This is a genomic window from Hymenobacter terrestris, from assembly GCF_013377905.1.
Lineage (GTDB): Bacteria > Bacteroidota > Bacteroidia > Cytophagales > Hymenobacteraceae > Hymenobacter > Hymenobacter terrestris.
On sequence record NZ_JABKAV010000025.1, the window covers coordinates 1 to 13,465 of the forward strand.

The following is a 13,465-nucleotide window of genomic DNA, read 5'->3' on the forward strand; positions in this document are numbered from 1 at the left end:
TTTTGACACGGTTTTCGTGCGGAGCAGCCCCGCCCCGCGCCGCCCCCCCAGGGCTGCGACGATAAGTTCTATGGAATACCGGCCCTCCGCATCAACAACGACCCCTGGGAGGCCGACTGCCGCACGATTCACGAGTTTTCGAGCCTCGACCCGGCCCAGCCGCCCGTCATTCATCGGCGGGTGCTGCCGTTTCAGTCGTATGCCCTGGCCAAAGGCTTCGATAATTGCCTATACACCGTAACCAAAGCGCCCACCAACGCCCCCGAGCGCGTGTACCGCTACAACCCCGCCACCCGCCAGGGCGAGTACACCAGTTGGCAACTGCCGGCCCAGGGCTCGGGCGGCGTCTGGATTTCGGGCGGCACCGACGACCGGGGCGACCTGTACTTCAGTACCTCCGATGGTAACCTGCTGGTGCGCGTGAATCCGGCCAGCAGCAAAGTCAGCACCGTCTGGAGCACCGACCCGCTACGCAAGGCCCGCTACTTCGCGGCCCTGGGCTTTGCGGGGGCCGGTACCCACGCCAACTTCTGCTTCGACGCCCGCCGCACGCTCTACCAGGTGTACAGCACCGACGGCTCGCTGCTGCGCGTCAACATAGACAGCCGCCAGCCGTCCCCCGATATCCTGCCCCTCGACGGGCTGCCCGAGCGGGGCGGCTACAGCGGCATTCTGCTGCAGAACGACGAATTCGGCAACCGCCGGCTGTTTCTGGCCGGGCCCAAGGCCATTTATCAGATTGATATGGACACCAAGGAGGTGGCCCGGATTCGCCGGGGCGTGTACACCGACCTGGCGGGGTGCAACCTGTTTCGCAAGGCTACCACCGATGAGGCGCCGGCCCCCGCACTTGTGCGGGCACCGTGGCGGGGCCGGGTGCTCGATGCCATAACGCTGCAGCCGCTGCCCCGCGTCGGCCTGCGCCTGCGCCCCGTTACAGTGTCGTCCCGCGCCGATACGGCCCTGGCCCTCACGGCCGGTGGCGCGTTCACCTTCCCGGCCCGGCCCGCCAGCCTTTACGCCACTCAGTTGCGCCTGCCCGGCTACGTGCCGCTCGATACCACTTTTGCCGCCGCGGCTGGCCCTTATGCCCAGGACGTGCTGCTGCGCCCCCTCGGCGTAGGCTCGACGCTGGAGCTGGAGAACGTGCAGTTTTCGCGCGGCCAGGGCGAGCTGCTTACTACTTCGTTTCCGGCCCTCGATACGCTGGCTACATTGCTTACGGCCTCACCCGGCCTCACCATCGAGCTACGCGGCCACACCGATAACGTGGGCGACCCGCAGAAGAACGTGGAGCTGAGCCAGCGCCGGGTAGCCGCCGTGAAGGCCTACCTGGTAAAGCGCGGCGTGGCCCCCGGGCGCATCAGCGGCGTGGGCCTGGGCGGGGGAGAGCCCCGGGCCAGCAACGCCCAGGAAAACACCCGCCGCCTCAACCGCCGCGTCGAGTTTCGGGTAACGGGACTGCAGTAGAGAAATGGGGCACCCAGCTCAGGAACTGGCTGGGCATTTGAGCCAGGCCAGTGCTGACTTTACTGGATACCCTGCTTCCGCCCGCCTTTCCGCGCCTTCTTCAGCCACTTGAGCGCCGCCGCTACTTTGGCATCCTGGCTCAGGTCGGTAAAGTTGTCGCCGCCTGAAACGAGTACGTCGGGGATGAGGCTGGTCTTGTAGGCCGTGCCGGTGCGGTCAGCGTCCAGTGAGCCTGCAATGGTGAGGTAGGCCCCGCCACTGATAGGGTAGCTTTCGTTGGCGGTGGTGGCCCCGTAGGTGGGTTCGCCAAAAAAACGGGTGGCCGGTCGGCCTTTAAGGCTGATGGCTACGATTTCGCCGGAACTGGCCGTGCGCCCGCTCAGCAGCACGGCAATGGGTAAATCGGGCCGGCGGGCGGGGCAACGCTTCTCCAGGGTCGTCACCTGCATCGAGTCGACGTAGAAGTTGCCTTGGCGCAGATGCCACTGCTGTTCGGGTTTACCATTTATATCCACAAAGCCACCCAGGTGTCCGTCGCCGAGCAGGGGGGCAATGCCGGCCAGCATGGGCGCCATGGCTCCGCCATCGTTGAGGCGCAGGTCGAGAATCCAGGCCCGGGCCCGGCCTGGGGGCAAACGGCAGAGCGAATCCTGCACCACTAAGGCCGCCGCGCGCATAGCTTCCAGGCTGCCCCCGGCGTTAATGCCCGGCAACTGGATGTAACCCACGCGGCCCGGCAGCATCTTCACCAGCACCCCAGGCTTTTTCTTCAGCGCAGCCTTCACTACCTCATTGGCATAAGCTGGCCGGGCAGGGTTGCGCCATTTGTAGGTCTTTCCTTGGTAGGTAAGCCAGCCATGGTCGTCTTGCAATTGCTCGAACAGGAAGGGGTAGATGGGTAGCAGTTCGCGCACGGTAGTAGCTCCCTGGGCCCGCTGATACACCGTTTGGCGCAGTTGAGGCCAGTTCACGGTATTGCGTTCCAGCGAATAGGTCTGTAGCAACGTGAGGCTCTTATCCAGAAAAAGGGCCACCGAATCGGGTAGGGCCGTTGGAGCTGGCTGACAGTAGGCCGGCGCGCCCGCTCCGGCCAGCAAAAAGAGGAGTCCCAGTTTCTTCATGACGCGAAGATGCTGGTTTGCCGTGAATGGTTGGCTGGCTAAAAGAGCAGGCACAATAATATTCTGCAAATTTCTGGTAGAGGCGCGCGAATGAAGGTCACTCGCTGTTCTGGGTTCAATCGGCCAGGCCCTTTTTACCCTCATCCAGCTACCGCATCCAGCGCTTCTGATATAGATAGATAATCATAAGCCAGCCCATAAAAAGTCAGCCTTTCCCACGCTGATGCGGGAAAGGCTGACTTTTTATGGGCCGAAAATCGGGTGCCCGGGGCTATTGACCGTTGCCGATAGTCGAGTTACGGGAACGGCGCGGGGCGCGCTGCTCGGTTTTCTTGCGCTTGCGCCAGAACTGGAACCAGCGCTGCCGGTAGCGGACGGTACGCTTCTTACGGGCTTTGCGACCTCCCCCTTTATAGGTGCGGTAATTAGGCCGGTGTACGTAAACTTTGCCGCGCATTTTGGCGCGGGCGGCCGGGCCAGGAGGTGCGGCAAGCGCGGGGCTGATGTCGGCCAAGCCCATCACCAGCAGCATGAAAAAGAGAAGAAAACGGGTCATAGCAAAAAGATAAAGCCGCAAAAGCCACACGAAGGTAAGCAGGCCATTGGCAAGTATTCAGCCAAAAATGAATTCCTGCGGCAAAAGAGTAAGATTTTAGTTCCTTGGCGGTGGGAGAAAGGGAGGAGTTGCTTGGTAGCTTCCGGCCAGTGAGAGCAGATACGGCAGATGTTGGCCAATTGGTTCATCCGGCGGAGTAAAAGCAGAATCCAGGGTCCGGGTGGCATAAAGGTATAGCAGGGAGAGTACCGCTAGAAAAATCAACTCCGAGAGTAAAATTGCCAGCCAGCTTATGGAATGTGCCGGGCCGGGGCATCAGTAGGGCTGGGGCCAGCCTTATCTGCCGCTCCGTTACCGCCTATGCTGCTACGCCTACTCCTCCCGTTGTTGCTGTTGCTACTATCAGTTGGCCCCACCTGGGCCCAGCCGCCGCTGGCCCAAGCCCGCCAGCAGAGCTACCTGACCAAGGTTTTCCGCCTTACCGATGCGCAGGCCCGCCGCCTTTACGAACGGGGTCTCGCAACCGCCCGGACTGATTTCTTTGCCCAGCCCGTCGATTCGTTTCCGACGAGCCAGGCCGATAGCGTAGGGCCCAAGCGGCTGGCGGTCCGGCCGCCGGGCTACTACCTGGTGGCGCATACCGAAGGCCCGGAGCTGGTGTACTGGCTGTTCGGCCGCACCGGCCGCCAGCTCACGGTGCTCGACAACCAGCAGGACCTAAGCCTGTTGCTGCGCGATTCGCTGGGCCAGCTGCTGCCCGATGCCCGGATTACGCTTCGCGGTGGCCGCCGGGTGCCCCTTGATGCGGCCACCCAAACCTACCGGCTGGCCGGCCGCGCTGGCCGGGCCGGGCTGCTGGCCGTGGAAATCGGGGGGCGCACCACCTACCACCCCCTGGAGCAAACGTTTCCGTATGTCCGCCCGCCCCGTTATTCGCGGGGCTTTAGCTGGCGCGGGGCCTATCAACGGGTGCTTTATGGTTTCCCGCTGGGCTACCTGGGCCGGCCGGTGCGCCAACTGGTGAGGGAGCTACATCATGCCTCTGACATCGATACCGGCCCGGTAGGGCTGCTGCGCTCGGTGTTCAACCCCGATGTGCGGGAGCAGCGCCAAGAGCGGCGGGCCAGTAAGCAGGCTGAAAAGTGGCGCGCCTACCTCGTGCTCAGCAAGCCCCGCTACCGCCCCGCCGCCGATACGCTCCGCCTCAAGGCGCGGGTGCTCAGTCTCCGGGGCCAGCCCTACCGCCGTCCGCTGGAGCTATGGCTCAGCGCCGACCGCCAGCCGCGTCGCCTGGCCCTGCTGGCCCCGGTGCGGCCCGGCTCCTACGAGTTCACGCTGCCGCTGCCCGACACGCTCAACCTGCGCTCCGACCAGTACGTGTACCTGAGTTTGCGGCCCGTGGAAAGTGGCTCGAATGGGCCCGAACTGGCTGCTGGTAGCTTTCGGCTGGAAGATTACGAGCTGAACAATACCCGCTACACGTTGCGCCCGGCCCAGGTCGAGCAGCAGTCTGACACACCCCAGGCCCTGTTTTTGCGCGGGCAGGATGCCAACGAACTCAACCTGCTCGATGCCCGGGTGCGCCTGCGGGTGCTGCCGCAGCTGGTGGGCCGGCTGGCTAAGCGGCAAGTGTTTGTGCCCGATACGCTCTGGACGCACACCCAGCCCCTCGACGCGGCCGGCGAAACCCGCGTGGCCCTGCCCGATTCGGTGCTGCCCGCCGCCGACTTCACGTATTTGGTGGAGGCCGAATTTCTCAACGCCGACCGTGAGCGCCACCTCGAAAAAGCCACCGTCCGCTACGCGCGGCGTAACGGCCAGCTGACCCTGACCCTGCAGCAGGATTCGTTGCGGGCCGATTATAAAGTGAGTGGGCAGATCCGGCCGCGCACGGCGGTGCTCGAAGCAACCCGCTCCCGGCCCGATGGCAAATCAGTTACCACTACCGAAACCGTGTCGCTGCCGTTGGCCCGGCTCCTCGACCCAACCGTCAGAAACTACGGCCTGCGGTCGGGCGCTGGGCTGGAAGCTACGCTGGCATTGGATCCGAGCAATGCCGGGCTGCTACTGGCTTCGGAGCGGACGGCCGATTCGTTGGTGCTCCGCGTCAGGAATCCGCGCCGGCTGCAGTTCTGGTACTACCTGTACCGCGGCAACCAGCTGGTGGAGCGTGGCTACGGCCCCGCGCTGGCTCGCCGCTGGCCGGCCACCGCGGCCGATACCTGGTACATTTCGGTGCATTATTTTTGGGGTGGTGAGCTGCAGAAGGCGGAATACCACGTGGCCCCGCCCGGCCGTCGGCTAACCATCGAGGCCGAACAGCCCGAGGTAGTGTATCCGGGCCAGAAAATCACGTTGGCATACACCGTGCGCGACGAAACCGGCCGTCCCGTGCCCGCCGCCGACCTCACGGCCTACGCCCACACCAGCAAGTTCGAGGCTCCCGCCGCCCCCAACCTACCCGATTTCACGCCCGCCGTGGTCGGCCGGGTGTTGCGGCGGCGCTTTAGGCTGGCGGCGGGTTTTGCCAACGAGTCGCAACGGCCAGTCCGCCAGCCCCTGGCCTGGGGTGCCTGGCGGCAGCGCCTGGGCCTCGACTCGCTACGCTTCTACCAGTTCCTGTATCCCGCTACCGGCACGTTTGCCGAGTACCAGTTGGCTCCCGGTGGTATCACGCAGTTGTCCCCGTTCGTGGTCGATTCGGGACGAGTGCAGCCCACGGTGGCGGCGTATATAGATGGAATACCGGTATTCGTGGGCCGGGTAAATGCCGACGAGCCCTTCGCGCTGGTGGCCGACACCGGCCGCCACACGGTAGCCATTCGTACGCCCGACCGCCTCGTAACGCTGCGGAACGTGCCGCTGCGCCACCTGCACAAGCTCACGCTCAGCATCGACCCCCACCACGCGCAGCCCAACCTCACGGTAGTCCGGCGCGGAGCGGTATCGGCCACCGAGCGGGCCGAGCTGCAGCGGTATTTAGCCGTTATCGACCGCGCCGCGCCGCGCGACCAATTGCGCCTGCGCCAGGGCAACCGCCTGCAGGTGTTGGGGGAGGGGCGCCCCGCGCTTATCGGCCGGGCTGTCGTAAACTATCAGTACGAATACGCCCGCGACCAGCTTACCTACCTGGCCGGACCCTTCCGGCCCGACTCGGTGCTGCTGCGCCGTGCTTCCGACGGTTTACGGCAGCGGTTTTTGTTCGAGTCGGACTACCGCTACAGCTTCGGCCAGGGCCTGCTGAAAATGCGCAGCCTGAGCAATTCGGCGGCCGATTACGGCGACCTGGGCCGGGCCGTTACGTTCGCAGGCGGTCTGCCGCTGGCTGATTTCGCCCTGACTGAGGCCGACCTGCGGCCGAGTGCCGCCACCGGCTACTTCCGCCCGCCCACGCCCGAGCCGGTACTGGACTTGCCTACCACCACGCCCGTCAACCAGGGCCGGTTGGCAGTGCGGGGAGCCGCCGATGATTATGGTGCAGTAAACGGCTCCGGTAGCCTTGCAGAGCCTTCGGTGCGCTACACCCTGCTCACCCGACCCGACCAGCCCAGGTTTTACCGGCTGCTTCGCTCTCTGCCTCCAACCCTGCACGCGCTGCCCCCCGGCCTGTACCGCCTGGCCCTGCTGCGGGCCGATAGCTCGGTACTGGCCCTGCGCGCCGCCGTGCAAGTGCGGGCGGGCGGCACCACCTACCTGCAGCTCGATTCGCTCGACCAGCAGCCCCTGGCCGAAACCGCGGCCCGCCGGTGGCGGCAGCTTTTCCGGCAGCAGATTGCCGCGCATCTCTACCGCCCTGGCCCATCTGCGCTACTCGATTCGGTGGCCGCCCGCCGCGAAATTGCGGTGGTGCTGCCCCTGACAACCCCCTTCGGCTGGCGGCTGGTGCGCGGCCAGGTAACCGAGCGTGCCACTGGCGAAGGCCTGCCCGGCGTAACGGTGCTCGTAAAAGGCACCAGCGTGGGCGTGAGCACCAACGCCGATGGCAGCTACGCGCTATCGGTGCCGCCCGGCGGGGTGCTGGTGTTCTCCTCGATTGGCTTCGTGCCGATGGAGCGGCTGGCAAATGGCCCGGATGTACTGGTGGAGCTGAGCACGGACAGCAAGCAGCTCAGCGAGGTGGTTGTAACTGGTTTGGGAATAGAGCGCCGACGGTCGGAGCTGACGGGTTCGGTAAGTACTGTATCGGGCCAGCCCGGCGGTAAATCCCGCGTCACGTTGCGCGGAAACTCAAGCATAACCTCCGGTAAACAGGCCCTCATTATCGTGGATGGCTTGCCCTACACGGGTTCGCTGGCCGACCTGAATCCGGACGATATTCTGACGGTGGAGACGCTAAAAGCCGAATCAGCCACGGCCATGTACGGCTCGCGCTCCGCTAATGGCGTGCTGATCATCACGACTAAGACGGGACCGGCCAATGGCGGGCCGACCGATGATATAGTGCCTGCTCCCGGCCGCGACCCGCGGCTGGCGCTGCGCCGTCGCTTCTCCGACGTAGGCTGGTGGCGACCCACCCTCATAACCGACCAAAATGGCCAGGCCCGCACCGAAGTCATCGTGCCCGACGACCTCACCGGCTGGGACACCTTCGTGCTGGCCTCCGACGACGACGCTCGCATGGGTAGCTTCACGCAGCGGCTACGTTCGTTCAAGGCCCTGGCGGCCACCCTGACCACCCCGCGCTTCCTGCTCCAAGGCGACCGGCCGCAGATCATCGGCAAAACCCTCAACTACTTGCCCGACACGGCTCAGGTGAGCACCACGTTCCAGGTAGGAGCGGGGCCCGCGCGTACCCTGCGCCACCGCGTTATCACCGCCGTGCTCGACACGCTCAGCTTCGTGGCCCCCAGCAATGCCGATTCGGTGGCCGTGCGCTACAGCCTGCTCCGGGCTGATGGGTACGAGGACGGGGAGCTGCGCTACCTGCCGGTGCTGCCGGTGGGCACCCGCGAGCGGGTGGGCACTTTTGCCATTCTCACGGCTGCCGACACCACGCTCACGCTGCCCGTGCGCCCCGAGTTGGGACCAGTTACGCTACGGCTGGAAAGCGACCCGGTGCCGGTAATACTCGACGAAATCCGCCACCTCCAGAGCTACGTCTATCTCTGCAACGAGCAGGCGGCTTCCAAGCTGCGGGGCCTGCTGCTCGAACAGCGCCTGCGGGCCGTGCTGCGCCCCGGCCAGCCCTTTGCCGGCACCCGCGACGTGAACCGCCTGATCCGGCTGTTGTTGCGCGGCCGGCCCTCGGCGCAGCAGCTGTGGGGCACCTGGGCTACCGCGCCGGTCAGTGCCTGGGCCTCGCTGCATGTGCTCGAAGCGCTGCTCGATGCCGAGCAGCAGGGCCACAAAGTGGCCCTCGATAAGGATGCGCTGCGTCAGCACCTGTTGCGCGAGCTGGATAACGCCTTCGCCGATGCCGCCGTCCGCCGCGCCCTAAGTACCGCAGCCCCGGTATTCAACTTGGCCTTCTGCACCCCCGACGACCGGCTGCGGCTTCTCCAGCTGCTGCACCGCCTCGGCGGTCCGTCGCCGCCCGATTTTGCCTCCCTGCTGGCCCGGCTAGAGCGGGAGCCCGGCCGCCGCGCCCTCGACCAGCAGCTGGCCCTGCTGGAGTTGCGCCAGCAGCTGGGGCTGCCCTACCAACTCGATTCGCTATGCCGCTACCGCCACGCCACGGCCCTGGGCGGGCTGTTTTATGCCGATACGCTGCGGGCGGGTAGTTTCTACCGCCACCTGCTGCCTGAGCGCCTGGGCACTACCTTGCAGGCATATCGCCTGCTGCGGATCCAGGGCGGACCCAATGCGGCGCGGGAGCTGGCGCGCATCCGGGCGTTTCTGCTGCAGCAGCGCGGCCCCGGTGGTCACTGGGCCAGCACCTACGAGGCCGGCCAGATTCTGGCCACCATCGGCCCCGACCTGACGGTGCCGGCCAGCGGCGGGCTTGTCGCCAGTGCTCAGCTCAGCGGCGGCTATAATCAGCAGGTGAATCAGTTTCCGTTTGAAGTAACGCTGCCGGCCGGAGCGGGGCCGCTGGTGCTGCGCAAGCAGGGCGGGCTGCCCGTGTACGCCACCGCCTACCAGACCCGCTGGAACCCCGCCCCAACGGCCGTGGCTAAACCTTTCGGGGTGCGCACGCGGCTGGCCGGGCAGGAGGGCAGCCGCATAATGCTGCGAGCCGGCCAGCCCACCGAGTTGGAAGTAACCGTGGATGTGCCCGCCGAAGCCCGCTACATGCTGCTCGAAGTACCCATCCCGGCCGGCTGCTCCTATGCTGCCGAAAAAGCGCGCGGCAACGCCGTTGAGGTTCACCGCGAATACCTACGCCACCAGGTAGGCATTTTCGTGGATGTGCTGCCGGCCGGCCGGCACGTGTTCCGGGTGGCCCTGCAGCCCCGCTACCGGGGTAGCTACACGCTCAACCCCGCCCGGGCCGAGCTGATGTACTTTCCCACCCGCTTCGGTCGCGCCGCCAGCCGCCAGGTAGGAGTGGAGTAGCGATGAGGTAGTGAGTTTGACGTGCAATGGTCCTGCCTGAGCGCTCATGCTGCCACGACCTTTTTGTGGTGGCAGCACACTTGTTCTTGCGTTCTAGCACCTAATCTACCGCTTAACCTTAATTCCTCTATGCCTCCTAACACTCCCGAACCCCAACTCCGCGCGGCCCTGCTGGGGCTCTGGAACTCGACGCGCTGGGTGTGCCCGTCGAGTTCCAGAGCCCCAGCAGGGCCGCCTCGACCCCGTGGTGCATATGCGCGCATACGGCACCCATAAGCAGCCCGCCGGCACCTGGTCCGATGATGCCTCGCTCACGTTCTGCCTGGCCCAGGCGCTGGCCGACGGCTTCACGCTAGCCAAAACGGCCGATTACAGCCGCCGCTGGTACTACGAGCAGCTCTGGACGCCCCACGGCACCGTGTTCGATATTGGCGTCACCACCCGCGAGGCACTGAGTCGCCTGCAAGCCGACGAGGACCTGATTCCAGCCGGTGGTACCGATGAGTACAGCAACGGCAACGGTGCGCTGATGCGGATTCTGCCGCTGGCCTTTTACCAAACCGACGCCTCCCTGGCCGAGCGGTTTCAGCTCATCCACGACGTGTCGGCCATCACGCACGGTCATATTCGCTCGGCGGTGGCGTGCTTTCTGTACCTGGAAGTAGCCCGCCACCTACGCGCTGGCAAGTCGCCGGCCGCCGCCTATCCCGAAATGTGTCGGCAGGCTCCAGCTCAACTCGCGGAGCTCGATATTCCAGCCCGTGAACTGGCCCATTTTGAAGTTTTGCTCAGCGGCCGGTTAGCCGACTTACCGGTTGCTACCATCAACAGCGGCGGCTACGTTATGCACACGTTGGAGGCCAGTCTTAGGTGCCTGTTGCGCCACGAAACCTACGCTGAAGCTGTGCTGGCTGCCGTTAACCTCGGCGACGATACGGATACTACCGGCGCCGTAACCGGCGGCCTAGCTGGACTTTATTACGGCGAAGCCGCCATTCCGCCCGAATGGCTGGCCGTGCTGGCCCGCCGCGCCAATATTGAGGCGCTGGCGGTTGCCGCGGCGCTGGGCACGGGCATAGGTTGAAAAAGCAAAAGGCCCTCCAGCGGATGCTGAAGGGCCTTTGCGGTCCGGACGGGACTCGAACCCGCGACCTCCGCCGTGACAGGGCGGCATTCTAACCAACTGAACTACCGAACCGGCTATCAATTCGGGGTGGGCCATGTGCCCTTCCCTTTTGATGATGCAAATATAGCAGAGTGGATTCGACTTCACCAAGCTAGTGGCAATATAAAACTGCCTTATTAGGCTGTGGAGGGCATTTACAAGAAGATATAGTTCTGTCAGTAAATAGGATAGCCGTTGAAAAAAACTTGCTAGTTCTAAAGGAAACGAACGTCAGCAGTAGTTCACGCAGGGGCTCGGGGGCGGACGTTCGTTGCGAACCACTGCGCCAGCTACTGTGAGACCCAGCGTTGAAATGACGGAGGGAAATACGAAATGCCGGAAAAAGCAAAAGGCCCTTCAGCGGATGCTGAAGGGCCTTTGCGGTCCGGACGGGACTCGAACCCGCGACCTCCGCCGTGACAGGGCGGCATTCTAACCAACTGAACTACCGAACCAGGTTGTTCTATTTCGCGGCTCAGAAAGCGTTGAAGTGGTGCAAAAGTAGTTGGCCGGCAGCAGGTGCGCAAGAGCCGGCGCGAAAAAAGCGGAAAAAACTTGCACCGGCTGGCGTGGCAGGCTGCTAGTCAGGTAGAAAGATTTTTCGCGTGGTCGGATTGAAGCAGGAGTGGCCGGAATCGGCCCCTTCGCTTACCTTTGCTATCTTCTCGTTTCCCCCTCGCACCTCCAAAACCCGCCTTTGCCGTGGCCCAGCTCCTCGATTTTGAACAACCCATTGCCGCCCTCGAAGGCAAGCTCCGCGAAATGCAGCAACTGGCCCTCGACAGTCAGGTAGATGTATCGGCCGCGGTAACGGCCCTCGAAGCCAAAATCAACGCCCTTAAAAAGGAAACCTACCAGAACCTAACCCGCTGGCAGCGCGTGCAGCTCTCGCGCCACCCCGACCGCCCCTACACCTTCGACTACATTCTGGGGATGAGCCAGAAGTTTGTGGAGCTGCACGGCGACCGGACGGTAGGCGACGATAAGGCCATGGTGGGCGGTTTCGCCGAAATTGATGGCCGCACGGTGATGCTGATTGGCCAGCAGAAGGGTCGCAATACCAAGCAACGGCAGTTTCGCAACTTCGGTATGCCCAACCCCGAGGGCTACCGCAAAGCCCTGCGCCTGATGAAGCTGGCCGAAAAGTTTAATGTGCCGGTCGTAACGCTCATCGACACGCCCGGTGCGTTTCCGGGCCTGGAGGCCGAGGAGCGGGGGCAGGGCGAGGCCATTGCCCGCAACCTCAAAGAAATGTTCCTGCTCAAGGTGCCCGTTATCTGCATCATTATCGGTGAGGGGGCTTCGGGCGGCGCCCTGGGCGTTGCCATCGGCGACCGGGTGCTGATGCTGGAAAACACTTGGTACTCGGTTATTTCGCCCGAATCGTGCAGCAGCATTCTGTGGCGCTCCTGGGATTACAAGGAGCAGGCGGCCGAGGCGCTCAAGCTCACGGCCAACGACATGCTGGGCAACAAGCTGGTCGATGGCATCGTGAGCGAGCCGCTGGGTGGTGCCCACACCGACGCGCCCACCATGATTCAGACCCTGAGAGAAACCATCCTGAGCACCCTGGCCGAACTCGATGCCCTCTCGCCCGAGGACCGCATCAGCCAGCGCATCGACAAGTTCTCGGATATGGGTGTGGTGCTGGAATAGGTATTTATCAAGCTATTAGCTTAGCGCTGTTAGCTGGGAGCTACTGCCAATCGGAAGTGCTGTCAGCTATATATCAGACGAAAAAAGCTAACTGCTATCAGCTACAGGTTAACAGCTTAAAATATGACCGTTCATACCCTCGATACCGGCTTGTTTAAATTGGATGGCGGGGCCATGTTTGGCGTTGTGCCCAAGAGCATGTGGCAGAAGCTCAACCCGGCCGATGATAACAACATGTGTACCTGGTCCCTGCGCTGCCTGCTGGTAGAGGATGCGGGCCGGCTGCTGCTCGTGGACACCGGCATCGGCGAAAAGCAGGACGAGAAGTTCCGCGGCCATTTCTACCTGCACGGCGACGATACGCTGGAAAAGTCGCTGCGCCGGCTGGGCTATACGGCCGCCGATATTACCGACGTGCTGCTGACTCACCTGCATTTCGACCACTGCGGCGGGGGCGTAGTGCGCACCGCCGAGGATGCGCTGCAACTGGCCTTTCCCAACGCAACCTACTGGAGTAACGAGGCCCACTGGAACTGGGCTACCGCCCCCAATCCGCGCGAAAAGGCCAGCTTTCTGAAGGAGAACATCTTGCCCATTCAGGAAAGCGGCCAGCTACGCTTCCTCGACCCCAAAACCGGCGTACCGGCCGAGTTGGGCAGCCTAGCCGACCTGATTTACGTGGACGGCCACACCGAGAAAATGATGCTCCCCAAGCTGTCGTATAAAGACCGCACGCTGGTTTTTGCCGCCGACCTGTTGCCGAGCGCCCATCACGTGGGTCTGCCCTACGTGATGAGCTACGACGTGCGCCCGCTGGTAACGATGGACGAAAAAGCCCGCTTCCTGCAACAAGCCGCCGCAGAAAACTGGGTATTGGTGCTGGAGCACGACCACCAGACTGAATGTATCACGGTCGAGCAAACTGAGCGCGGCATCAAAGTGGCCGAGAAGTTTAAGCTGGCGGAGCTGTAAAATAGAGGCGGTGAGAATCTCACTTCCTTC

The 13,465-nt window shown here is 63.7% G+C and carries 7 protein-coding genes and 2 tRNA genes; 5 read left to right on the top strand and 4 right to left on the bottom strand.

Translation table 11 applies throughout. The features are described from left to right. Positions 1–180: 180 nt before the first annotated feature. On the top strand, positions 181–1,470 hold the full coding sequence (locus tag HW556_RS10130; protein ID WP_176899909.1) for an OmpA family protein: 1,290 nt from the start codon (positions 181–183) through the stop codon (positions 1,468–1,470). Between the two features lie 59 nt (positions 1,471–1,529). On the opposite strand, the gene HW556_RS10135 is transcribed toward HW556_RS10130, so the two are convergent. Beyond that, a complete protein-coding gene (locus HW556_RS10135; protein ID WP_176899910.1) occupies positions 1,530–2,591 on the bottom strand; it encodes a S41 family peptidase in 1,062 nt (353 codons plus the stop codon). A gap of 271 nt (positions 2,592–2,862) precedes the next feature. Next, positions 2,863–3,147 carry a hypothetical protein gene (locus HW556_RS10140; protein WP_176899911.1) on the bottom strand — a complete coding sequence of 95 codons (285 nt, stop codon included), beginning with the start codon at positions 3,145–3,147 and terminating at the stop codon, positions 2,863–2,865. A 360-nt stretch (positions 3,148–3,507) separates the two neighbouring features. Here HW556_RS10140 and HW556_RS10145 point away from each other — a divergent pair, with 360 nt between their 5' ends. Further along, entirely contained in the window at positions 3,508–9,642 is a 6,135-nt protein-coding gene (locus tag HW556_RS10145) for a carboxypeptidase-like regulatory domain-containing protein (RefSeq protein WP_176899912.1), read from the top strand. 253 nt (positions 9,643–9,895) lie between these two features. Further along, a complete protein-coding gene (locus tag HW556_RS10150; protein WP_176899913.1) occupies positions 9,896–10,726 on the top strand; it encodes an ADP-ribosylglycohydrolase family protein in 831 nt (276 codons plus the stop codon). A 40-nt stretch (positions 10,727–10,766) separates the two neighbouring features. On the opposite strand, the gene HW556_RS10155 is transcribed toward HW556_RS10150, so the two are convergent. Together HW556_RS10155 and HW556_RS10160 are read right to left on the bottom strand one after the other, a co-directional pair. After that, a tRNA-Asp gene (locus tag HW556_RS10155) sits at positions 10,767–10,840 on the bottom strand. Positions 10,841–11,188: 348 nt separating this feature from the next. Then, positions 11,189–11,262: transfer RNA gene (locus HW556_RS10160), tRNA-Asp, on the bottom strand. A 247-nt stretch (positions 11,263–11,509) separates the two neighbouring features. On the opposite strand from HW556_RS10160, the gene HW556_RS10165 reads away from it, so the two are divergent. After that, complete coding sequence (locus tag HW556_RS10165; RefSeq protein WP_176899914.1) at positions 11,510–12,463, top strand: acetyl-CoA carboxylase carboxyltransferase subunit alpha; 954 nt, start codon at positions 11,510–11,512, stop codon at positions 12,461–12,463. A gap of 123 nt (positions 12,464–12,586) precedes the next feature. Further along, positions 12,587–13,435 carry an MBL fold metallo-hydrolase gene (locus tag HW556_RS10170; RefSeq protein ID WP_176899915.1) on the top strand — a complete coding sequence of 283 codons (849 nt, stop codon included), beginning with the start codon at positions 12,587–12,589 and terminating at the stop codon, positions 13,433–13,435. Positions 13,436–13,465 lie beyond the last annotated feature (30 nt).